Consider the following 21,693-nt stretch of genomic DNA (forward strand, 5'->3'; position numbering starts at 1 on the left):
AGGAACCACCGTGACAACGAACCCGTCCCTCGACGACAAGCAGTGCTCACTCCGAGAGCGCAAGAAGCAGAAGACGTGGCGCGCCATCCACGACGCCGCGTTCGACCTCGTGACCGAACGCGGACTCGCGCACGTCACCGTCGCCGACATCTGCGCGAGCGCGACGATCTCCGAGCGGACGTTCTTCAACTACTTCCCCTCGAAGGCCGCCGCGGCGCTCGGCCTGCCAGCGACCGCTATCGCAGAGGAGGACGAGCGGCGCTTCCTCGAGGGTGCCGGGCCGTTGGTCGACGACCTGTGCGAGCTCATCGCGAGCGTCTCGAGCGGGCACGACAACCTGCCGCGCGTGCGGGAGCTCATCCGGCTCGAGCCCGATCTGCTGGCGGCCCTCCATCAGTGGACGTCAGGCCTCCGCAAGCACGTCATCCAACTCGCCGAACAGCGCACCTCTGAGCCCATACGAGCACACCTCGCGGTGGCGCTCGTGTTCGCGGCGCTGTTCCTCCACGCCGACAGCGGCTACACCAACAAGCCCGGCAAAGCAAGGGCGAGCGCGGCCGACCTCCGGGCTACCGTGTCCCGGCTCGGCGAACTCGCCGCGGAGTAGCTGTCCGCTGCTGCGTCGACTGGGTCGAGGCCAGATCCTGGTTGATCCCCTCCGGATCCTTCCACGCCGTGAAATGCCGCGGGGCCGGAGAGGCCTTCTTCTCGTGATGCTCCTCGATGAGGAGCCGCGCCATGGTGAGGGCGCGCGCTGCCGCCTCTGTGTCCCCTTCAGAATCGGCGACCATTGCGCCCTTGATGAGGATGTGGCACGACCAGGCGAAGCCCTCCGGGTCGGAGAGGCCAGCTGCCGCCGCCAGCTCCGCTAGCTGCTGACGCGTGCGCGTGAGGTATTCGATGCTCGCCCGGCCCAGCGGGTGGTCCGGTCCCATCTCGATCATGACGTGCAGGAACGCGCTCGCCTCGGCCGTCCCATGCTCGAACCAGTCGTGGAGGACGCCGAAGACGGCCAGCACGGCCTCGTCAGCGCTCTCGATCCCCTCGGTCGCGGCTTCGATCGCGGCACTCCGCGCTGTGAACCATCGGTCCAGGTACGCGAGGACCAGAGCATCCTTCGACGGGAAATGGCGGTAGAACGTCGCCTTCGCCACTCCTGAACGGGAGATGATCTCGTCCACTCCCACGTCGCGGATCCCCCGACGAGCGAAGAGCTCGTACGACGTATCCAGAATCTTGTCGCGCGCACCGGGCCGGAGACTCACGGTCGCGCGAGTCTCAACTCGGGCTTCCATGAAGACGATGTTAACGCCACAAGACAGCCCTTTCTGTCTCTCACCAATCCTCCGTTACCAATTTGTAACTAGCAAGGATGGACAGACAGGTCTGTCTACTTGTAATAATCGAGACAAGACAGACTTGTCTGTCTCACGGAGGGGTAGGCGAGGAAGGGCAAGGGCGATGACTGATCTCTACGATCTAGCAGCAGACGAACCCGACGAGCTGCGGTCCGCTTCGGGCGAGCACAGCGAGGAGGACTTGGCCCTCAAGTACCTAGGTGTGGCCGACGCGCTGGCGAATCGGCACCGGTACCCGGGGCACGACCCGGAGGACCTGCGCCAGGTGGCGCGGCTGGGCCTCATGGTCGCCATCCGGCGCTACCGCGAGGGCGCGGGGCAGGGGTTTGTCCCCTATGCGGTTCCCACCATCACCGGAACGATCAAGCGCTACATCCGCGACCACTCGTGGGCAGTGCGGCCCCCGCGTTCGGTCCAGGAACTCCGCCTCGACGTGAACGCGGCCAGGCGCCGGCTGGCCCAGGAGCTCGGGCGCGAGCCGAGCGCCGCCGAGCTTGCCGCGGAGGCCGGCGTGCCCGAGGAGAAGATCGCCGAAGCCCAGCTCGCCGACGCCGCCATGGTAGGGCTCTCGATTGAGCCGCCGAACACCGAGGATTCGCGGCCCGACCCCGCCGTCCGGGCACTCTCCGTCATCGAGCCCGGCTTCGAAGAGGTCGAATCCCACGAGCTCCTCGCCGCCGCCCTCGAGGGAGTCACCGAAGAGGAGCGCCGTCTGCTTCACCTGCGCTTCGTCGAGGAGATGAGCCAGAGCGAGATCGCCGAGATCCTTGGCGTGAGCCAAATGCAGGTCTCGCGCCTCCTCAAGCGGCTCCTCGACCGCATGCGCCGGAAGGTCGCCGCCTGAGCGATCCTTCTAGGGTCTTTCGGCCCTACGGGCCGAGGGCACTTCTTCGGCATCCTGCTCGGTACACCCACTTCACGATTCGGCGACTTCGTTGAGCCGTGACTGTGCCGAGAGGAGCGCTGTGGATTCTGATTTCTACCTCCGGGTTGCAGACCTGGAGACGCTGAAGCGACAAGAGGGACTCATCCCCTCTCTCATCGAGGTCGGCTTGAGCGAACAGCAGGCGCGAGCCCAGATCGCCCGGCTCTCGGCCGGAGACGTCTGGTGCGGCTGAGCTCTGGCTGACGGCGCCCGCTGGGCCATGGTGGCCCCGCGGAATGGGTCGGTTCCTCATGATGAACGGGTCGGCCACTGGACGCCCTGCCGCGGAGACATGGGCGACATGTGCTCGCGGTAGTTTGCGAGGTCCCCTGGTGCTCCGCGGGCATGGAAGATCGAAAGGCGCATGGCTGTCCTCTCGTGCCTGGTGTTGTCAGTAGTTCCTGCGCGCCTGCTCGGAGACCGGCCCGGCGACGAGGGCCTCCCGGGACGACGCGTGGACGTGGTTCCTCATGGCGGATTCAGAGCCGAACGGGTCTTTGTCCTCGATCATCTCGAGGACAGCGCGATGCTCACGGGTCGAGGCGGCGATCCTGCCGGGGTGCTCGACGGTGCGGATCACGAGCCGCTGGTAGGCCAGCTGGTTCATGAGCCGCTCGTAGTGCTCGACGAGCTTGCGGTTGTCCGAGCCCCGCACGATGGTCCAGTGGAACTCGTGCACGAGGCGGGCATATGCTTCCGTGTCCCCGGAGAGAACCGCGTCCTCGGAGTGCCCGAGATTGCGCCGCAGCGCGTCGAGCTCGGCCACCTCGCCCCGCCGCGCGAGGAGCGACGCCGCGAGGCCCTCGAGGGACTCCTTGAGCTGGAAGAGCTCGATGATCTCCCGGCGCGTGGGCTCCCGAACGAAGGTCCCGACTTTGGGGCGGATCTCGACGAGTCCTTCATGCTGCAGCTGCTTGAGCGCCTCGCGGACGGGGGTGCGGCTCACGTCGAACTCCTGCGCGAGGTAGGCCTCGGGCAGCAGTGCGCCTGGAGGAAAATCGCCTCCGAGGACGAGGCGCCTGATCCGACCGAGCAGACCATCCCTGTCACTGGCATCCGGCTCGCTCTTGTCGCCGTTCGCGGCCACCGTGGCTTGCATGCAAGCAAGCGTAAGTTGCATACATGAAGAGCGTCAAGAGCGGACTGCAGATCTGATCACCTCTCTAATGGCAGCAGATTTTCGGCAAATCAGGGAAAGGTAGTGACCGGCTCTGTGACCTGCCCTACCTCTATTGGTATGCAACAGAGGCACGAAGCGCTCCTCACCTACTTCGCGACCTACCGGTTCCGCCGCCTCTCCGGACGCGAGCTGCTCGACCGCGGTCCGGCGGGCCAGACCCTGTAGGAATCCTTGGCGGGGTGAAGTCCTCGGCCCTTCGCACGGCAGCGCGGCAGGGGTACGGTTAGCCACACCAGCGGCCGGGAGGACAGCAATGTCGCGCTTCCTTATCACTTACCACGGGATGCCGTATCCACAGCCGGACGTCATCTCCGCTTCGCGAGGCGCGCTTCGAAAGTGGGCGGAAGAGTCCCTCGGAGAGGCACTCGTCGATTTCGGGGCACCGGTCCTCCTCGGCGGGCAGATCTCGTCAAGCCAGCCAGTGGATGCGGTGGAGATCGATGGGTACACCATCATCGAGGCCCGCTCCCTCGCCGAGGCCCGGGCCCTGCTCTCCGACCACCCGTACATTGCCCTCGGGGGAACCATTCAGATCAACGAGTGCCTCGAACTGTGACGCGCGGTGACCCGCGGCGACCTGCCCCCACCCACCCCTCCCCTTCCGTTTCGGGTACAGATATCTCACCCTCTGAACGTCTCGGGTGCGCCAAATTCCACCAATTGCCGTCTCGGGTACAGATAAGCTCCCATGGTCTTGAGTATCTGTACCCGAGACGACACAAAGACGTGAGTATCTGTACCCGAGACAAAGGAAAGGGGCAGGGTAGGGCAGGGCTCCCCACCGGCTGGGCAGCTGGAGAAGTCCGTTCGCGTCTTTACTGCTTGATGTCGATCAAGCTCTGCAGCACCTGGTCGCTCGTCGTAATGATGCGCGCATTCGCCTGGAAGCCGCGCTGCGCGACGATGAGGTTCGTGAATTCCTGCGAAAGGTCCACATTCGACATTTCCAGGGCCCCGCCGGCCAACGTCCCGAAGCCCGGATCCCCGGCCTGCCCGATTTGCGGGCTGCCCGAATTCGCGGTCGTCGCGTAGGACGAATCGCCCGACTTCTCGAGGCCCGCCGGGTTCGTGAACTTCGCGAGCGCCACCCGCCCGACCACCTGCTTGAGCCCATTGCTGAAGGCTCCGACAAGCGAACCGTCGTTCCCGAGCGAGAAGGATTCGAGGGTGCCTGCGGCAGAGCCGTTCTGTCCGCTCGCTGCGACCGTCGTCATCCCGGCGTACCCGGTGACCGTGCTCAGATCGACCGTGATCCCGCCGACCGTCATCGAGCCGCCTGAGGTGAGCTTGCCATTCGTGAAGGCCAGCGAGCCAGTCCCCGTCGTCCCGTTGGCATCCGCGCCGGAGACGTCCCAGCCCGTCGAGGACCGCGTGAACGTCAGGGCGAGATTGCGCGCCACCCCGTTGCCGTCGAAGACCTGGAGGTCGCGTTCGAGCGACGTTCCACTCGCGGCGTCGGACGGGAGATTCCCGTCCACGGTGGCCTGGCTCGTCGCGACGGCGGGGATCGTCGTCGTCGGCGAAAGGGTGATATTCCCGAGGGGCGAGCCGGTGTTGATCGCTCCCGCGGAGTTCGCCGTCCAGCCTTGGAGGAGCGCGCCGTCGGGCGTGACGAGCCGCCCCGACGCATCGAAGTCGAAGGAGCCCGCCCTGGTGTAGAGCTGTTGGCCGCCGCTGCTCGTGATGAAGAAACCGTCGCCCGAGATCATCATGTCGGTCGCCTTGCCGGTGGACTCGGCGGAGCCTTGGTTGAAGTTGGTCGTGATCGCGGCGATCTTGACGCCGAGTCCCACCTGAGCGGGGTTCGTCCCGCCTGTCTGGCCCTGTGGCCCAGACGCGCCTTGGGTCAGCTGCGAGAGCGTGTCCTCGAACTCGGTGGAGGAGCCCTTGAAGCCGACCGTGTTCACGTTCGCGATGTTGTTGCCCGTGACGTCGAGCATGGTCTGGTGGGCGCGGAGGCCGGAGATGCCGGAGTAGAGGGAGCGGAGCATGGTGGCTTCCCTTTCTTTTTCTTGGTTTTCGAACCGGCTAGGCGCCGGTGACGCCGGTGATCGAGCCGAGCGGGATGGACGCGCCGCCGACGGTGACGGTGGGGGTCGCGCCGTTGTAGGAGACGGAGCTTGCGGTACCGCTGCCGGACGTGCCGTCCGCGGCGAGATAGCTCACCGCTTTGCCGATGAGTTCGGCGGCGGCGGCGCGCTGCTGGACGCTGAGCCCCTGGCTGCTGTCCGTCGCGAGCTGCGTGAGCTGCTCGACCATGGAAAGCTGGCTCGTCTGCTGGATCATCGCGTTCGTGTCCATGGGCGAGCTCGGGTCCTGGTTCTTGAGCTGCGTGACGAGGAGGTCCATGAAGACGCTCGAATCGAGCGTCTTCAGCGGCGTGCTGGTGGGCGTCGACGAGGTCAGGCTGGTACCGCCGACGGCGCTGCTCGCGGCCGCGGTGCCAACCGGGCTGCTGACGGGGCTGATGCTCATGGGCTGCTTTCTCTAGGCGAGGATGTCCAGACGGGTATCGGTGCCGGGGAGGGCGGGCGAAGGCCGGGCAGATGGCCGGAGGGAGTCGAGGCCGACGCCGGTGACCTTCGCGCGCCCCGGGGGCGCGCCGCTCCCTCGGCCGGGGCTGTCGCGGCCGCCGGCCCCCCCGCCGTCCTGCGGGGCGCTGCGAGCCGAGAGGTCGAGGCTCGCCCCGAGCCCCGCCGCGGCGAGGTCCCTCCGGAGCTCGGGAAGGGCCGCCTGCACTGCGGCTCGGCCCACGTCGGTGGGGGCGAAGAGCTGGACCTTGACGCCGTCGGCCGCAATGTGTGCCTGCACGGTGACCGGGCCTAGGTCTTCCGGAGCGACCTTGACCGTCATGACGTGCTCCCCCGGGCCCGCGGCCGCGAGCGTGAACACTGGTTTGGCGAGCTGCGCCGAGAACCCCGGCGGGGACGCGGTGCCCGGGGCGTCCGGGGCTGCGGCCGCCGCTTCCGCGGCCAAGGGAAAGGCGGACGACGACGGGAGGACCGCGAGCGCCGAATCGTTCGCTGTCCCGGCGGCCGCCTCCCGTACGCGGGGCTCAGCCGAGGCCGGAGACCTCGCGGCATTCGCACCGTTCGGGATGGCGGGGAGCCCTGCTTGGAGCCCAGCTCCGCCGGCGTTCGAAGGCGGCGGCGCTGCCGGCGAGGACGGCGAGCTCGGGTTGAGGGGTCCGGGCGTCGTCGTCCCGAAATCCGGCGCGAGGCGACCAGTGGACGGACTAGACGGATCCCCTCCCGTCGGGGGTAGACCGGAGACCGGGCCGGCCGCCGCGCTCTCGACCGTGGCCGGCGTCGCGAGGTGGTCACCAGAGCCAACGTCACTCGAAGCTCGCGCGGCAACGGTCGGAAGGTATCCCATGAACTGCGGAACGGCCGTAGCGATCTGGCCAACGAGCGAGGGGTCGAGCTGCGGTGCGGATTCGGTCTTCGCGCCGCCCGACTCCTTCGCCTCGGTCTCCGCCTTCGCCTCGGTCTCCGCCTTCGCCTCGGTCTCCGCCGTAACGTCGCCCGACGCCTTCGCATCGGCCACTGGACCCGACGGGGCGCCGGCCCGTGGACCGCCCTGTGCGCCCGCCGCTCCGAGAGCTGTGCCGGCGACAGATCCGTCGGCTCGCGGCGAGGCCGCTGCGAGCGCGGCCGCGAACAGCCCGGGAGCTTCTGACTTCGACGCCGAAGCGTCGCCACCGGTCCCGAGGGCGTTCCCGGCCGCAGGCTTCCCTGGGACGAGCGGCGTGGGCGGGGCGCCGCTGAGCGTGGTGAGGAGGGCTTGCATCAGGCTCCCGTCGGTGAGAGGGCGGAGACGATCTGACGGGCCTCGGCCTCCCACTTGGCGTAGGCGTCGGGGTAGGCGGATCCTTGGACTGCCTGATCGGCTACGGTGACGGGCATGCTCTGCCAGCCGGGGAGGGCCGTGAGCCTGTCAAGGAACATATCCGTTGACGTCGAGGGGTCCATCGCGTCGGACACCGTGCCCCACGAGAACGCGTTCCCGTTGACCTGCTGCTGGAAGAGGCCCACCGAGTAGCCGTCCGTTCCCACGGCCGACTGATCGGGCGCGAGGGCTTCCGAACCGGCCACCTTCGGGTTCCAGTACATCCGGAGGGACGACTCCTGCAGCGCGGTCGAGATCGCGTCCACGGCGGCTTGGGTGGGGAGGCCGCGCTCGGCGACCCGGTTCAGAATCGCCTGCGCGTACTGCTGCTGGGAGGCATCGAGCCCCGCCACGCCGGTCCCGCCGGACGAGCCGGGGGCCGGAACAGGCGTGCCCGTGGGCCCCGCCCCTGAAACCGGTGCGGCGTCGGGCACGATCCGCCGGATCGCGGTGAGGTTCCCGTACTTCTCCCACGCGTCGCGGACTTGGATCGTCTGCCCGGGCACGGGCGCGTCGATCGCCTTGCCGTTCCCGAGATAGATGGCCACATGCTCGCCGCCGAAGCTGATCAGCAGATCACCGGGCTGGGCGTCCGCGAGCGAGGCAACGGGCGTGCCGGCCTGCATCTGGTCGTGCACGACGCGCGGGAGCGAGATTCCGAGGTCCTGGTACACGCGCTGCACGAAGCCCGAGCAGTCGAGCCCCTTCGACGGGTCGGTGCCACCCCAGAGATACGGGACGCCCACGTATTTCTGGGCGTCCGCGGCGATCTGGCCGCCCGTGGCGCCGGCCCCGGCCGTGAGCTCGGGCGCGGCCCCGCCGGACGTGACGGACGGGGAATCGAGCGCTCCCGCGAGCGCCTGCCCGAAGGACGCGAGGCTCGCGGTGGAGGAGGTGGGGGCGCCCCCGGCGGCCGCGGAAGCGGCCGCGGCCCCGGCCGACGACGGCGAGCTCGCGGCGTCGAGCGCGGGGTAGGCGAGGTGGGTGAGGGCCGACTGGATCTCCTGGACGCGGCCCATCGCGGCGTCCACGCTCGCGGGGCCTGCTCCGACACTGCTCAGGCCCACCGGACTGATGCTCACGGCGTCGACGCTCCTCGGGCCGCGGCCTCCGCGCCTCGCCGAAGGTGCCCCGACGAACCAAGGTCGTCGAGGACGCCCTGCTCGGCGGCAAGCTCGGCGGCCTCGAGAAGCTCATGGTGCCGCGCCTCGAGCTTCTCGAGCCCGACGGTCCGCCCGCGCGCGGACGCAAGGTCGCGCTGCGCCCGTCCGCGCTCGGCCTCGGCGGCAGCGGAGAGCGCATCGAGCTCGGTGAGGAGGCTCGCAGCGGCGGCCCGCGCTGCTGCGACAGCAAGGAGCGCGGACGAGCTGTCGACGTCGGACGGGATCTCCTCCGCCTCCGCCCGGGCCGACGCCTGCCGCGCGCCCACGGCCCGCAGCTGCGCGTTGACGGCCCCGAAGCGGGCGGCGGCCTGGTCCTGCTCGAGACGCCGCAGCCGCAGGAGCCCGGCGAGCGGGAACTGGCGGTTCATCACGCACCTCCGAGGGTTGTGGTGAGCCGGGCGAGGAGTGCCCACGCCTCTGGGCTTGGTGTCTGGTCGTCGAGATCCTGCCGGAGGAACCCGTCGATCTCCTTCTCGTGGGCCAGTGCTGCGTCGACGAGCGGGTTGCTTCCCCGCTGGTAGGCACCGACGTCGACGAGGTCCTGCGCCGCCTTGCGTGCGGCAAGGACTCGGCGAAGCCCTGCCGCGAGCGCCGTGCGTTCGGCGGGGTTCACCTTGGACGCGACGCGGGAGACCGAGGCGAGGACGTCGATCGGCGGGTAATGGCCGCTCACGGCGAGGCGGCGATCGAGGACGACGTGGCCGTCGAGGATCGACCGCGCCGCGTCGGCAACCGGTTCATTGTGGTCGTCGCCGTCGACGAGCACGGTATAGATCCCGGTCACGGAACCGGTCTCCGCCGTCCCTGCGCGTTCGAGGAGCCGAGCGAGGAGGGCGAAGGTCGACGGCGGGTAGCCGCGAGTGGCGGGCGGCTCACCGGCGGAGAGACCGATTTCCCGCTGGGCCATCGCGACACGGGTCAAGGAGTCCATCATGAGCACCGCGTGGGCGCCACGGTCCCGGAACGACTCAGCGATCCGCATGGCAGTGAACGCGGCGCGGAGCCGCACGAGCGCGGGCTCGTCCGAGGTCGCGACCACGACGACCGAGCGGGCGAGGCCCTCGGGGCCGAGATCATCGTCGAGGAACTCGCGGACTTCGCGGCCCCGCTCCCCCACGAGCGCGATGATGGACACCTCGGCCTCGGTGCCGCGCGCGATCATCGACAGGAGCGACGACTTCCCGACGCCCGACCCGGCGAAGAGGCCCAGACGCTGCCCCCGCCCGATGGTCGTGAGCGTGTCGAGGGCCCGGACGCCGGTCTGGAGCGGCGTGTCGATGCGGGCTCGGTGCATGGCCGACGGCGTGGCGTGCTCGAGCGCGACGCGGTCACCGCCGAGCGGGCCACGCCCGTCGATGGGCCGTCCGAGGCCGTCGAGGACGCGACCGAAGAGCTGCGGTCCCACGGGGACCGTGCTGCCGCCGCGGCGAGCGCGGACGGCATCGCCGGGGCGGACCCCGGCGAGGCGTTCCAGCGGCATGCAGCGCAGGGTTCCCCTCGTGGTGGCGACGACCTCGGCCTCGCCCGTGCCGCCGTCGTGGGTTGTCACCGCCACCGTGTCTCCCACGGCACACGCGAGCCCGGCCACCTCGAGCCCCAGCCCGAGTACCGACGTCACCCTGCCGACGCGTTCTGGGGCCGCCGCGGCGAGCGCCGCTCCGAGGCCCCTCATGACCGCTCCCCTGCGAGCGCAGCCGTGGCGCGGGCCAGCGCGGTGGAGATGCGGGCGTCCAGCTCGCCGTCCGGATAGTCGGCGACGGCGTCCCCCGGCGCGAGGGTTGGGTCGGCGGCAAGCACGACGCCGGCCGTGCTGGCCCCCTCGAGGAGCGCAAGGTCGGCGGGGTGGAGGCGGACGGCGATGACGGCCGCGGCGTCCACCCCCGAGAGCGCCCGGGCCAAGGCCGCCTTGGCGCCGGTCTCGGCGTCCGCGAGTTCGTGTCCGACGACGGCCTCCGCGATCGCGACGGCTGCAGACGCGAGCTCCGCCTCGGCCGCGGCGAGGACCGGAGCGGTTCGTGCGTGGAGGGCGCGGGCCGCGGCCTCGAGCACCGCGACGGCCCGATCGGTCCGGCGCCGGTCCTGTTCAAGAGCCGCCGCACGCTCGGCCTCGAACTCTGCGCGGCGCAGGCCAGCCTCGGTGTCGGCCTTCCTCAGGCCGGCGGCGTAGCCCGCGGCGTGGCCCCTGGTGAAACCCTCGGCCTCGCCCGAGTCGTGGAGCGAGGGGAACACGACGGGCCGCGGTGCAAGTGGCTCGGCCGGCGCGTCAGTAGACAAGGTCGTCCTCCTCGCTGCGACGAACCGTGATGTCGCCCGACGCCTCGAGCTCCCTGATCGTCCGGACGATCGAGGCGCGCGCCTCCTGGACCTCGGACGACCGCACTGGGCCGACGGCTGCGATCTCCGACTGCAGGATCTCCCGGTTGCGATCGGAGACGTTGCTGTTGATGGCCTCGAGAACCGGGGCCGCCGCGCCCTTCATCGCGCGGGCGAGGACCCCGGCGTCGATGCCGCGGAGGATCTGCTGGATGTCACGGCGCTCGAGCTTCACGATGTCGGCGAACGTGAGCATCTTGGAGCGCACCTCTTCGGCGAGCTCGGGATCTCGTTCCTGCAGCCCGTCGAGGACCGTGCGCTCGGTTGCGATGTCCGAGCGATTGATGATGTCGACGAGCGGTTGGATGCCGCCGATGACCTCTACCTGCTTGCGGCCCGAAGGCACGGCGGTGCCTGTGCGCGCTTTGAGGCTCTCGGCGATGATCGTCACGGCCTCCGGGGTGGCCGAGCCCATCGTGGCGAGCGCCTGCGCGACGTCGATCGCCAGGGCCTCCCCGAGGCCGGCCATCACCTCGGAGGCCTTCGCCGGCCGCAAGTGGGCGAGCACGAGGGCGATGGTCTCGGGGAGCTCGCCGTCGAGCAGGGTCAGGAGCTGGGACGCGTCGACGCTGTCGAGGAACTCGAACGACTTCCCCGCCATCGTCGAGGCGAGCCGGTCCATGACGCCGGCCGCCCGGTCCGGACCGAAGGAGGATTCGAGGAGGCCCGCGGCGAGATCCCGGCCGCCGCGGGTTGTGCGGCGACCGGAGACCGCGATCTCGTGGAACTCGGCGATGACCTGCTCGGAAACGGCGGCCTCAACGCGGCTGAGCCGCACGATCTCTGCGGCCACCTCCTCGGCCTCGGACTCGCTGAAGTGCGCCATGACCCTCGCGGCGTTCTCGGGGCTCATCTGCATGAGCACGATCGCGACCTTCTGGGTTCCCGTCAGGGCAGGAGCGAGGGCCGGTGTCATACGCCGGCCCTCGATTCATCCATGAGGCCGCGCAGGAACTCCGCCGTCTTCTGCGGGTCCGTCGCGCCGAGCCGGTCCACCTGCGCCCGCCGTCGCTCGGCATCGAGCGCTTCCGCACCCGGGTCCGGCAGTGCGGGGAGCGACTCGGCGATCGTCGGCAGCGCGACGGTCGTGGGAGCCTCGATGACGGCCGGCTCGGGCAGCTCGTCGAAGACGATGCTGCCGCCCAGGTCGAGCGGCTCGCGGATTGCAGCCCGTCGCGCACGCGTCCACGCGAACAGTGCCACCGCGATGAGCGCGAGGAGCGCGATGCCGGCCCACATGATGTTGGTCCACATCGCCTGCTGGGCCTTCGCGGCGTCGTCCGCCTGCTGCTGGGCCAGCGCGGCCTTGGCCTGATCCGCTGCGGCCGTGCTGAATGGCACAACCTGTACCGAGAGGACGTCGCCGCGCTTCGCGTCGATGCCCGCCGCTGCCGAGACGAGCGAGTTGATGTTCTGGAGGTTGAGGCCCTGCGCCGCCGCTTGGTTGATCGCGACGGAAACCGATTGCTTCTTGAGCGCCCCGGCCGGGATCGTACGGTCCTCGGTCACCTTGTCGACCGCGTTGTCCTTGGTGTCCGTGCTCGAGTCGTACGTGCCGTTGCCGCCAGCGCCAGCGGCCGATGTGCTGGTGCCTGAAGGAACAGCGATGTTGTCCGGCCCGAGTACGCCCGAGGCCCCGGAGGCGCCTGTCCCCGTGTACTTCTCAGTGGTCGTGGACTGGCTCAGCGGGGCCGTGTTGTTCGCGCTCGAGAAGGTCTCGGACGTCTGCTGTGCGGACTGCTGGTCGACGTCCGGGATGACGGCGACGGTCGCGTTCCCGGGCCCGAGGACCCGGTCGAGGACGGCCTGGACTGCCGATTGGGTCTGCTGTTGGTAGTCCGAGGCCAGCTTTGAGGAGTTGCCCGTCGTCCCGGTGCCGACGGCGGAGAGCACGTTGCCCTGCGAGTCCACCACGGAGACGTCGGTAGCCTTCATGCCCGGCATCGACGCTGACGTGAGGTGGACGATGGCGTCCACCTTGTCGCTCGTGAGCGTCACGCCCGGCTGGGTCTCGACGAACACCGAGGCGGTGGGGTCCGCCTGCTGGGATGTGAAGACGGTCTTGTCGGGGATGGCGAGCTGGACGCTGGCGGACTTCACGCCATCGAGGTGGGAGATCGTCGTCGCGAGCTCGCCCTCGATCGCTCGCTTGTACGTCACGTCCTGCTGGAACTGGGACGAGGTCACGCCCATCTTGTCGAGGAGCGAGTAACCGGTTGCGGGCGCGGACGGGAGGCCGGCCGAGGCGGCCTTGAGCCGCTCGTCGTACACCTTGTCCTGGGGCACAAGGATGGTCGAGCCGCCGTCGGTCAGCTGGTAGGGCACATTGTCCTTGCCGAGCTGCTGGACGACGGCGCTCGCGTCCGAGCTCTGCAGGCCAGTGAACAGCGGGGCGTAGCTCGGCTTGGTGAGCCACGAGACGAGCGCGAACGCACCGAGTGCGAGCACGGCGAGCCCGATGATTGCCACCGTCCGTTGGCCGACGGTGAAGCCCTTGACGGTGGTCGAGAAGCGGCGCAACGCCGCGGTGACGAACGGCGGCATCAGGCCTGCATCCTCATGATCTCGTTGAAGGCGTCAACGCCCTGGTTGCGGATCGTGGACGCGAGCTCGAGCGTGACCTGCGCGCGGGTGGCGGCGATGGTCGCGTTGTGGATGTCGTCCAGGTTGCCCGTGACGGCCTGCACCGCGAGCTGGTTCGACGTCGACTGGAGCTGCTGGAGATTGTCGACGGCCCCGGCGAGGCTTGCCGCGAAGCCCGAACCGCCCGTGGCGGCGGGCTGGGCCGAGGTGAGGTAGCCGCTGCCGGCGACCCCCTGGAAGGTGGCGGCCGGCGAGAGGGGCGAAATGCTCATGATGACTTTCCGATCTGCAGCGCGGCCTCGTAGATGTCCTTGGCCCGGTTCACGACCTCGGTGTTGGCCTGATAGCCCCTCTGGGCCATGATGAGCGAGCCCATCTGCTCGTTGAGGTCGATGTCCGGGTAGCGCACGTAGCCGTTCTTGTCTGCGATGGGGCTGTCCGGTTGGTACACGAGACGCCCCGTCGCGTCGCCCTGAGGGGTGCCGGCAACGTAGACGCCGGTGTTGCCCGGGCCTGCCTGCGCTTCGATGTAGCGGGCTTGAAACGCCGGGCCGCTCGTGGGGGTCGCGGTATTGACGTTGGCGAGGTTGTCCGAGATGGCGTCGAGCCATTTGCGGTTGACGGTCAAGGCCGTGCCCGCAATGCCGATCGTGTCGAAGGTCATGGCGAACTCCCTTTAGGCGGTCTTCATCGCCGTGCGGACGGCGGTGAACTCGTCGTTGAGCGCCTGCGACGCGAACTGGTACCGGAGCACCGTGTCGACGTTCGAGAGGGTCTCGGTGTCAAGGTTCACGTTGTTCCCGTTGAGCTGCGTCGGCTCCTCCGAGATCGAGGTCGTCGCCTGGACGTTGCCATTCCCTGCCGCGACGGATGCGGCGAGGGCGTTCTCGAACTGGACGCGCTTCGCGTGGTAGCCGGGCGTGTTGACGTTCGCGATGTTGTCCGCGACGGCCTGCTGGCGCAGCGAAAGGCCGTTGAGCGCGCTCGTGAGCGCGGCAGAGGTCACGGAATCGAGCACACTGTCCTGCCTGGGTAGGGGGATGGTCCGGCCGATCCGTGGCCAGGTCGTAAACGAGCAGTCCGTGCTCGCTGTGGTCTATCGGCAGCCTGCACCGGCTCGTTAGCGCAGACTTTCCCAAGGAAGGCCCAAGGATTGACCGAAACCGGCAGCCCGGCGCCCCATCTCTTGGAACGATCGGAGAGTGATCGATTCTGTGGTGCAGGCCGATGCAGCGCCTCGGCCCCTGCCGACCGCTCGGCCGCTCGGGCGCGTCCCGCGGATGTGGTTGGCCGAGTGCGTCGGCCTGCTCGTGGCGGTGGCCCTCGCGCTGCTGACCGTGTGGCACCTCGACGCCACGGACCGTTCGTGGGTTCTGTACTACGACGGCGACTCCGTGCTGCCGGCGCTCGTTCGCGGGTCAATCCTGTCGGGGCAGCCGCAGAACTGGGCCCTCTCTGCCGTGCTCTTCATCCCAGAAATGGGGCTGTATCTCGCCCTTTCGGCGCTGGGACTCGGGATCAAGGGCACCTTCGCCCTCAACGCCGTCGTCAATCTCGTCCTGTTCTACGGATGCCTCAGGCTCCTGAGCGGAGCCGTGCAGCGTGAGCGGCCGCGAGCGCACCGCGTCGGTGGCGCACTCGTTGCCTTCTCCGCGATGACGGGCTTGGCGCTCTTGGAGGCCTCTGCGGGCTACAACACCTTCGAGCTCGCATCGCTCCTTGCGACCACGACGTACTACAGCATGACAGTGCTCGCCTCGGTCGCCACGACGGCGCTCACCGTGCGGCTCGTGAAGGCTCCAGGTTTGAGCCGCTGGCGCTGGCTCGAACTCGTGCTCGTCGGCGTGGCTGTACTGTCGAGCCTGACGAACCCGCTGTTCCTGGCGTGGGAAGTGCTGCCGATCGCCGTCGTGCTCGCGTTCATCGCGTGGAAGCGCGTCATCAGCTGGCGCCGGTCTGCGTTTGCGGCCGCGCTCCTGGCCCTCGGGAGCGGGCTTGGCCTTCTGGCCAGGATTCCGTTCGGGTCCCTCATCCTCAGGGACAGCCCCTCCTACGTCGACCCGGGGGAGGCGGGCGTCGCCGCCATCTTCTACCCGCACATGCTGGCAGAGAGGTCTTCGACGATCGGCGGCGCGGTGTCTCTGACAGTCGTCGTCGCGCTCATCCTCATCTCGGTGATCGTGTTCCGCGGGTCCCTGTCGAGCCGAGACGCGGGGGCCGCCCTCGTGAGCGGGTTGGCCTGGGTGGCTCCCGTGGCGGTCATCGTCGGAACGATCGTCCTCGGCCAATTCTGGATTCGCTACCTCCAGCCGATGTACTTCGCTCCCGTGTGCACGCTCGTGTTCGCGCCACGGCTCTTGGCGCAGGCCCCGGCGTTCTTCCGACGCCTTCCGCGCAAGGCCGTCAAGGGTCTTTTCGCCGGCGTCATCGTGGCCTGCCTGGGCGCCTCGGCGGCCGCGACGGGGGCCCTCGCCGAGTCGGCCGCCGTCGTCGACCCCGATATCAGCTGCGTCGATGCGTGGGTCAGCTCGAGCCACGAGACCGGGGCAGGAAGGTTCTGGGCCATCCGCGCGCCCAAGGCGTTCCTCGCCGAACCAAGCCAGCTCGTGCAGGTGGACAGCCACTTCGGCCAGTACGCGTGGCTCACCGACCGGGCAGACTACTCGGGCACCAAGGTGTCGTTCGTCCTCAGCGACGACGAACCCACTCCGCTGGTACTGCCTTCCGTCGCCAGTACCGCCCCGTCCAGCACCATCCATTGCGGCCGCTACACCATCACGGACTTCGGCTCGCCCATCCTCCCCATCGGGCCGGCGTCGCCTCGCCCGGTAGCGTGAGGCGCCCCTTCCGGCTTCAGCCTCTGACGTCGAGGTAGATCGCGGTGCCCTCGTGGCGTCCGGGCGGCACCGAGCGGACGACGGCGAGGTGTCGGCCAGTCTTCGCCTTCGCCTCTTCGAGGAGGCCGGCCAAGACCTCCTGCCGGTCGCTCAGAGCCAGCGCCCGGCGGACCAAGCGGTCGGGGATGGGGCCGAGCCCGCTCGGAAGCGGCCAAGCCTCCACGGCACGAGCCGTAGGGTCCCGCAGTTGCAGCTCGAGGGCGTCGAGGTCTGCCTCGAGCCGCCCCAGCACCTCGTCCCACGACTCAGCCAACATAGCCTCCGGCGATCGCCGTCAACTGGGGCCGCTCGGCCGGTAGCGACGCCGCGGCCTGATGCCACGACTGGCGCAGGGGCTCGAGGAGCTCAATGGCTTCCCTCGTGAGCGAAGAGTTGCGGTTGACATTCGCGCTGACGAGCGCGCGCCGCACGTAGTCGTAGAGGCTCCGAAGGCCCTCGGCGCCGTCCCAGATTCCGGATTTGAGGGTCGCGTTGAGCTCGGCGATGATGTCCTGCGCGTGCAGGAGACAGTCGCTCGCAGTCTGCCAGTCCGCACTCTCCTGCGCCTTTTCGGCCCGGTGGAGGTCGAGCAGGAGCCGGTCGTAGATCATCGTGAGGAGCCGAACGGGGCTCGCAGAGAGGATCGCGTCCCGGTTGTACAGCTGTCGGGCGCGGGCTGACTGGAGGGTCATCGGCGTTCCTAACCGTTGGAGCTGGAGCTGCTGGATGAGGACGAGGACGAGTACGTCGGAAGCCCCGCGATCTGACTCGTGAGCCAAGACTGCTGCGACTTGAGGGTGCCCATCGTCGTGTCCATGGCGTTGTAGAGGGCTGTGAGCGTGGCCTTGCGGTCGGCGAGGCGAGTGTCCCAGTCACTGATCTGGGTTGTCAGGTCCGCGACCTCGGACTGGTCTCCCTGGATGAGGGAGGTCAGCGAACCGGTGACGGGGTCGGATGCTGCCTTCGCTGCCGCCGAGACGCGCGAGGCGATCTCCTGGAGGGAGGCCTCGGTCCCCGCCGGATCCGCGCTCAGCGCCGAGGTGAGCTTGGTCTGGTCGAACGTGAACGACCCATCTTGATTGATGCTGATGCCGAGGTCTGACGGCGACTGGCCGTTGCTTGTGGGCATGTACAGCGCGTCGGTGATGGAGTCCGCTACGCCTCTGACGGTCGAGTCGCCGGTGAAGAGGCCGCCCGAGGCGGTCGAGCCACCCGTGCTGTTGATCGTCGTCGTGACTTTGGTGTTGTCAGAGATGTTGCTCAACAGGTCGTTGACGGAGCTGACGAGGTCGCTCGCCTGCTTCGTGATGCCGGTGTTGTCGCTCGCAACGGTGATGGTCGCCGTCGTGCCCACCGCGGCCGCGGTCGCGGTGACGTCCACTCCGGGGAGGAGGTTCGTGAACGTGTTCGACGACGAGGTGACCGTCTGCTGGGCGGCGGTCCCCGCGTAGAGGGTCGCCGAGGCGTCTTGGGCGGTCGTGACGACGGCTGCGCCCGGCTGGGACATGAGGTCGGTCGCCGTGCCGGCCGTGACGTCGGCGGACGTCCCTTGGTAGGCGGTGAACGCGCCGGCGGCGCCAGACTGCGTCGCCGTCAGCTGGAGCCGGTACAGCGTGTTGCCGCTTGCATCCGTGCCCGCGGCGACCTTCATCGCCGTCGCCGGCCCGCCAGCCGCGTTGATGGCGCTCACGACGTCATCGAGCGATGTGCTCGCCGGAGTGATCTGCGTCTGCTTCCCCGTCGAGTCGACCAGAGTGAGGGCCGACGGCGCCCCCGTCGAGTCTGTGGGCCAGCTCGCCATGGCGGCGGTGACGTCGACCTGGGTCTGGGCGGCCTGGTTGATCTGGACGCTGAAGGTGCCCGCGGTCGCCGTCGTGCCCGCCGTCGCGGTGACGGCACTGCTGCTCGACGTCGCGGTGAACAGGTTGAGAGCGCCCGGGCCGGCCATGTTGTCCGCCAGCGTGGCGAGCGACGAGGCTTTGCCGTTCAGCGTCTGGAGTGCGCTGATCACGCTTTGGTCGTTGGCCTGAGTCTGCTGCAGCTGCTGCTGGGGCAAGGACTCGATCTGCATGAGCGAGTTGATGATCGACGTGATGTCGAGCCCGCTGCCCAGGCCGTTGATCGATATTCCGGTCATGTTGTGCTCCTTCGATCACGCGGGATCCGCTGCCCCGCGCCCAGGGTCCGTCAAGGGAGACGCGGAAGGCGGCCAGGAGACGAAGCGCCTCCCTGGCCGCCATCAGCGCTGGGTTTCCGCTGCCGGAACCCTTGTTTAGCCGAGGAGCTTGAGGATGCCCTGGCCGGACTGGTTGGCCTGCGCGAGCATCGCGGTGCCCGCCTGCGAAAGGATGGAGTCCTTCGTGTAGGTCACCATCTCGGCTGCCATGTCGGTGTCGGTGATGTGCGAGTTGGCAGCGCTGAGGTTCTGCGCCGACGTGTTCGCGATGTTCATCGCGTGCGTGAGGCGGTTCTGCGACGCACCGAGCGTCGAGCGCTGCGCGGAAACGTTCGCGATCGCCGTGTCCAGATTCGTGATCGTCGTCGCCGAGTCGGCGGCGTTGTCGACCAGGAAGGCCGCCGAACCGGAAGTGCCGGAGAACGAGTTGCCGCCGACGGTCAGCGACGTAGCGAGGTTGCCGAAGTTCACCGAGATCTGGCTGTTTGCCGAACCATCGGCACCAATCTGGAAGCTGAGGGTGCCGTTGGCGGCGGCGCCACCGGTGCCATCCAGAAGGTTGATGCCGTTGAAGTTGGTCGCCTTGGTGATGCGATCGAGTTCCTGGCCGAGTGCGTCACCCTCCGACTTGATGGCAGTGCGGGAGGCCGTGTTGTTCGAGTCATTGCCAGCCTGAACAGCAAGATCACGCATGCGCTGGAGGATCGAGTGGACCTCGCCGAGGGCACCGTCAGCCGTCTGGATGACGTTGATGCCGTCCTGCGCGTTCCGCGAGGCGATGTTGCTGCCATCGACCTGCGAGGTGAGTCCCTGCGAAATCGAGAGGCCCGCCGCGTCGTCCGCTGCGGTGTTGATGCGCAGGCCGCTCGAGAGCTTGGCCATCGAGCTCGCCATGTCGGCCGAGGTCCGGTTGAGGTTGAGGTAGGCCTGCTGGGCCATGAGGTTGGTGTTGACGGTGAAAGCCATCGTGAGTCCTCCGTGAGTGAGTTATGGGTCGTGCTCCGGGCCCGTCCGTGGGCCCTCACTGCCACCAATCGGCCGCTAGGCCTGGTGCGTAAGTGACGAAGGAGGGTTTCTTCGGCAGCGGTTCCATCCAAGGGCCTCGACGGCAAGCTCCAGGGCCCCGGCGGGCGCCGCCGTCGGATCTGATGGGCACGCGATATCAATGGACTGCAGTGCAGGGAAGTCGGACATCATTCCTTAGCCCATCGGGCAACGGTAGGTATACTGGTCTACCTACTGCGAGGGAGGCCGCGATGGCTGGTTCGGGACAGCAACGGGCGGGGAAGAAGCCCGCCAAAGAGCTGCTGCTTGAGGCTGCGGAGCGCCTGTTCTACGCGAGGGGCGTCGGAGCGACGGGGATCGATGCCATCACCTCGATGGCAGGGGTCGCGAAGAAGAGCCTCTACAACAACTTTTCGTCCAAGTCCGAGTTGGTCGAGGCTTACCTCACTGCCCGGCATGAGGAGTGGCTCGGGCTGTACCGGGCTCGCCTTTCGGTGGCCGCGACGCCTCAGCAATGCGTCTTGGCAGTGTTCGAGGCGTATATCGACCATGCAGACCTGGCCTACGAGAACGGGTTCAGGGGTTGCGGGCTGCTCAATGCAGCGGCAGAACTCCCCGTCGGCGACCCGGGGAGGCTTGCAGTGCGTGAGCACAAGGAAGAGGTCGAGCGGATCATCGCAGGCCACGTCTCGAAACTCCTGCCCAGACAAAAGGACGCCGAAAGGCTGGCGAGGCATCTCGCCTTCCTGCTCGAGGGGTCGATGGCCCGCGCCGGCCTCGAAGGAGACGACAGCTGTCTTCACGCCGCCCGTGAGATGGCGGCGCGCATGCTGGAGGCACGGTGAGCGCACTCCCCAAGAGCACGTCCTCCAAGCGCAAGCCGCCCAAAGGCGGGGCCCGCTGGGGCGTACTCTCCGTCGTCGGCGCATCAGTTCTCTGGGGCACTACAGGCACCGCGGCGACGTTTGCGCCGCAGGCGGGCCCGCTCGCCATCGGCGCAGCAGCAATGGGACTGGGCGGAATCCTCCAAGCACTGTCGGCGGCCCGGCCCATCGTCGACCATTCCCGGAATCTATGGGCGCACTGGCCGCTCGTCGCCCTCGGCGCCGCAGCGGTGGGAGCATACCCGCTGGCCTTCTACACTTCCATGCATCTCGCGGGGGTGGCCGTCGGAACGGTGGTGTCGATCGGCTCGGCGCCCTTGGCCTCGGCGGTCATCGAGCGCGTGGCGGAAGGCTGGAGGTCTACCGGTCGGTGGGCGCTCGGCGCGCTGCTCGGCCTTGCTGGCGCGGCGCTTCTCGTGGGGGCAGGGCGCGGCGGCGGCACGACGACGGCACTGGGCCCGTGGGCGTCTCCGCTGGGGGTTGTCTTGGGCCTCGTCGCGGGCTCCACCTACGCCCTCTACTCGTGGGCCGCCCACCGGCTGATCGGCACTGGCGTAGCTTCGCGTGCGGCGATGGGCTCCGTCTTCGGGCTCGGAGGCTTGCTGCTGATGCCCGTGCTCGCCGCAAACGGAGCCCCGCTTCTGGAGACCTGGCCCAACGTCGCGGTGAGCGCCTACATGGCGTTCGTTCCGATGTTCGCCGGGTACGTCTTGTTCGGATCGGGCCTCGCCCGGGTCCGTGCCAGCACCGCCACCGGACTCTCGCTCGTCGAACCCGTTGTTGCGGCCGTTCTCGCAGTCCTCGTCGTCGGCGAGCGGCTGCCCGCCCTCGGCTGGCTGGGCGCCACGCTCGTCGTGGGGAGTGTGTTCTTCATGGCATCCCAGGGAACTCGCGCCACCGATTCCTGATCGACCTTGCTTCCGCCATCTACGCCGGTCTTCCGGGCCTTTCTGCCCTAGGTCCGAGCTGGACGCGGGGGCGAACATGGCGCACATGCCGGTCATCGACCGCGTGAGCAGCAACGACTTGACCGTTATGGCCTCGGACCGTGGTCCTGTCCCGATGCACATGGCGGCCATTCTCGAGTTCGCCGCCGACGCTTCGGCCAAGGGGCCGCCGGACTTCGCCGAGGTCTCGGCCGTCCTTGCGCAGCGCATAGCGCGTGTGCCGCGCCTGCGCCGTCGCCTCGTGCGGACGCCACCGGGCTGCGGCCGGCCAGTCTGGACTGATGATCCGAACTTCAGCTTGGCGCGCCACTTCTCGGAGGTCGTTGTCCCGGATG

Annotated in this window: 26 protein-coding genes; 8 read left to right on the forward strand and 18 right to left on the reverse strand. The window is 68.7% G+C overall.

Annotated elements, in window-relative coordinates; translation table 11 throughout:
- The first annotated feature begins 10 nt into the window (after positions 1-10).
- The gene (locus tag V7053_RS02200; protein WP_334170630.1) at positions 11-607 is read left to right on the forward strand and encodes a TetR/AcrR family transcriptional regulator; all 597 of its coding nucleotides are present in this window, start codon (positions 11-13) and stop codon (positions 605-607) included.
- On the opposite strand, the gene V7053_RS02205 is transcribed toward V7053_RS02200, so the two are convergent.
- On the reverse strand, positions 570-1,295 hold the full coding sequence (locus tag V7053_RS02205) for a TetR/AcrR family transcriptional regulator (RefSeq protein WP_334170631.1): 726 nt from the start codon (positions 1,293-1,295) through the stop codon (positions 570-572). The genes V7053_RS02200 and V7053_RS02205 overlap by 38 nt on opposite strands.
- A 166-nt stretch (positions 1,296-1,461) precedes the next feature.
- Here V7053_RS02205 and V7053_RS02210 point away from each other — a divergent pair, with 166 nt between their 5' ends.
- Together V7053_RS02210 and V7053_RS02215 are read left to right on the forward strand one after the other, a co-directional pair.
- Positions 1,462-2,202 carry a sigma-70 family RNA polymerase sigma factor gene (locus V7053_RS02210; protein WP_334170632.1) on the forward strand — a complete coding sequence of 247 codons (741 nt, stop codon included), beginning with the start codon at positions 1,462-1,464 and terminating at the stop codon, positions 2,200-2,202.
- Between the two features lie 121 nt (positions 2,203-2,323).
- Positions 2,324-2,476: a hypothetical protein gene (locus V7053_RS02215; RefSeq protein WP_334170633.1), complete on the forward strand. Its 153-nt coding sequence runs from the start codon at positions 2,324-2,326 to the stop codon at positions 2,474-2,476.
- A gap of 198 nt (positions 2,477-2,674) precedes the next feature.
- Here the strand turns inward: V7053_RS02215 and V7053_RS02220 are convergent, their stop codons facing one another.
- The gene (locus V7053_RS02220) at positions 2,675-3,382 is read right to left on the reverse strand and encodes a GntR family transcriptional regulator (protein WP_334170634.1); all 708 of its coding nucleotides are present in this window, start codon (positions 3,380-3,382) and stop codon (positions 2,675-2,677) included.
- Between the two features lie 334 nt (positions 3,383-3,716).
- Between V7053_RS02220 and V7053_RS02225 the strand changes: the two genes are divergently transcribed.
- Complete coding sequence (locus V7053_RS02225; protein WP_334170635.1) at positions 3,717-4,019, forward strand: hypothetical protein; 303 nt, start codon at positions 3,717-3,719, stop codon at positions 4,017-4,019.
- Positions 4,020-4,278: 259 nt separating this feature from the next.
- Here V7053_RS02225 and V7053_RS02230 read toward each other — a convergent pair whose 3' ends face one another.
- The 12 genes from V7053_RS02230 to V7053_RS02285 are packed head-to-tail and all read right to left on the reverse strand — an operon-like array spanning position 4,279 to position 14,488.
- The gene (locus tag V7053_RS02230; protein WP_334170636.1) at positions 4,279-5,454 is read right to left on the reverse strand and encodes a flagellar hook protein FlgE; all 1,176 of its coding nucleotides are present in this window, start codon (positions 5,452-5,454) and stop codon (positions 4,279-4,281) included.
- A 37-nt stretch (positions 5,455-5,491) separates the two neighbouring features.
- Positions 5,492-5,938 carry a flagellar hook assembly protein FlgD gene (locus V7053_RS02235; protein WP_334170637.1) on the reverse strand — a complete coding sequence of 149 codons (447 nt, stop codon included), beginning with the start codon at positions 5,936-5,938 and terminating at the stop codon, positions 5,492-5,494.
- Between the two features lie 12 nt (positions 5,939-5,950).
- Complete coding sequence (locus V7053_RS02240; RefSeq protein ID WP_334170638.1) at positions 5,951-7,252, reverse strand: flagellar hook-length control protein FliK; 1,302 nt, start codon at positions 7,250-7,252, stop codon at positions 5,951-5,953.
- Complete coding sequence (locus tag V7053_RS02245) at positions 7,252-8,433, reverse strand: C40 family peptidase (RefSeq protein ID WP_334170639.1); 1,182 nt, start codon at positions 8,431-8,433, stop codon at positions 7,252-7,254. The genes V7053_RS02240 and V7053_RS02245 overlap by 1 nt, the downstream gene beginning before the upstream one ends.
- The gene (locus V7053_RS02250; RefSeq protein ID WP_334170640.1) at positions 8,430-8,882 is read right to left on the reverse strand and encodes a flagellar export protein FliJ; all 453 of its coding nucleotides are present in this window, start codon (positions 8,880-8,882) and stop codon (positions 8,430-8,432) included. The genes V7053_RS02245 and V7053_RS02250 overlap by 4 nt, the downstream gene beginning before the upstream one ends.
- Positions 8,882-10,186: a FliI/YscN family ATPase gene (locus V7053_RS02255; protein ID WP_334170641.1), complete on the reverse strand. Its 1,305-nt coding sequence runs from the start codon at positions 10,184-10,186 to the stop codon at positions 8,882-8,884. Before V7053_RS02255 ends, V7053_RS02250 begins: the two co-directional genes overlap by 1 nt.
- Positions 10,183-10,788 (reverse strand): FliH/SctL family protein, encoded by a 606-nt coding sequence (locus V7053_RS02260; RefSeq protein WP_334170642.1) that lies wholly within the window; start codon positions 10,786-10,788, stop codon positions 10,183-10,185. Before V7053_RS02260 ends, V7053_RS02255 begins: the two co-directional genes overlap by 4 nt.
- Complete coding sequence (gene fliG, locus V7053_RS02265) at positions 10,778-11,803, reverse strand: flagellar motor switch protein FliG (RefSeq protein WP_334170643.1); 1,026 nt, start codon at positions 11,801-11,803, stop codon at positions 10,778-10,780. Before fliG ends, V7053_RS02260 begins: the two co-directional genes overlap by 11 nt.
- Complete coding sequence (gene fliF, locus V7053_RS02270; protein ID WP_334170644.1) at positions 11,800-13,431, reverse strand: flagellar basal-body MS-ring/collar protein FliF; 1,632 nt, start codon at positions 13,429-13,431, stop codon at positions 11,800-11,802. The genes fliG and fliF overlap by 4 nt, the downstream gene beginning before the upstream one ends.
- Positions 13,431-13,742, reverse strand: coding sequence for a flagellar hook-basal body complex protein FliE (gene fliE, locus V7053_RS02275; protein WP_334170645.1), 312 nt, complete (start codon positions 13,740-13,742; stop codon positions 13,431-13,433). The genes fliF and fliE overlap by 1 nt, the downstream gene beginning before the upstream one ends.
- The gene (locus tag V7053_RS02280; RefSeq protein ID WP_334170646.1) at positions 13,739-14,134 is read right to left on the reverse strand and encodes a flagellar basal body rod protein FlgC; all 396 of its coding nucleotides are present in this window, start codon (positions 14,132-14,134) and stop codon (positions 13,739-13,741) included. Before V7053_RS02280 ends, fliE begins: the two co-directional genes overlap by 4 nt.
- Before the next feature lie 12 nt (positions 14,135-14,146).
- Complete coding sequence (locus tag V7053_RS02285) at positions 14,147-14,488, reverse strand: flagellar basal body rod protein FlgB (protein ID WP_334170647.1); 342 nt, start codon at positions 14,486-14,488, stop codon at positions 14,147-14,149.
- A 184-nt stretch (positions 14,489-14,672) separates the two neighbouring features.
- Here V7053_RS02285 and V7053_RS02290 point away from each other — a divergent pair, with 184 nt between their 5' ends.
- Entirely contained in the window at positions 14,673-16,307 is a 1,635-nt protein-coding gene (locus tag V7053_RS02290) for a hypothetical protein (protein ID WP_334170648.1), read from the forward strand.
- Between the two features lie 16 nt (positions 16,308-16,323).
- Here the strand turns inward: V7053_RS02290 and V7053_RS02295 are convergent, their stop codons facing one another.
- From V7053_RS02295 to V7053_RS02310, 4 genes are all read right to left on the reverse strand, one after another.
- Positions 16,324-16,623 (reverse strand): hypothetical protein, encoded by a 300-nt coding sequence (locus V7053_RS02295; RefSeq protein ID WP_334170649.1) that lies wholly within the window; start codon positions 16,621-16,623, stop codon positions 16,324-16,326.
- Positions 16,613-17,038 (reverse strand): flagellar export chaperone FliS, encoded by a 426-nt coding sequence (gene fliS, locus V7053_RS02300; protein WP_334170650.1) that lies wholly within the window; start codon positions 17,036-17,038, stop codon positions 16,613-16,615. Before fliS ends, V7053_RS02295 begins: the two co-directional genes overlap by 11 nt.
- An 8-nt stretch (positions 17,039-17,046) precedes the next feature.
- Positions 17,047-18,483: a flagellar filament capping protein FliD gene (fliD, locus tag V7053_RS02305; protein ID WP_334170651.1), complete on the reverse strand. Its 1,437-nt coding sequence runs from the start codon at positions 18,481-18,483 to the stop codon at positions 17,047-17,049.
- 135 nt (positions 18,484-18,618) lie between these two features.
- On the reverse strand, positions 18,619-19,488 hold the full coding sequence (locus V7053_RS02310) for a flagellin N-terminal helical domain-containing protein (RefSeq protein ID WP_334170652.1): 870 nt from the start codon (positions 19,486-19,488) through the stop codon (positions 18,619-18,621).
- A 290-nt stretch (positions 19,489-19,778) separates the two neighbouring features.
- Between V7053_RS02310 and V7053_RS02315 the strand changes: the two genes are divergently transcribed.
- The 3 genes from V7053_RS02315 to V7053_RS02325 form a co-directional block, all read left to right on the forward strand.
- Positions 19,779-20,372 (forward strand): TetR/AcrR family transcriptional regulator, encoded by a 594-nt coding sequence (locus tag V7053_RS02315; RefSeq protein ID WP_334170653.1) that lies wholly within the window; start codon positions 19,779-19,781, stop codon positions 20,370-20,372.
- Entirely contained in the window at positions 20,369-21,319 is a 951-nt protein-coding gene (locus V7053_RS02320; protein WP_334170654.1) for a DMT family transporter, read from the forward strand. The genes V7053_RS02315 and V7053_RS02320 overlap by 4 nt, the downstream gene beginning before the upstream one ends.
- An 85-nt stretch (positions 21,320-21,404) precedes the next feature.
- Positions 21,405-21,693: wax ester/triacylglycerol synthase domain-containing protein (locus V7053_RS02325; protein ID WP_334170655.1), on the forward strand; the 289-nt coding region annotated here is incomplete at its 3' end.

Origin of the sequence: Sinomonas sp., from assembly GCF_036848755.1 — a bacterium.
GTDB lineage: Bacteria > Actinomycetota > Actinomycetes > Actinomycetales > Micrococcaceae > Sinomonas.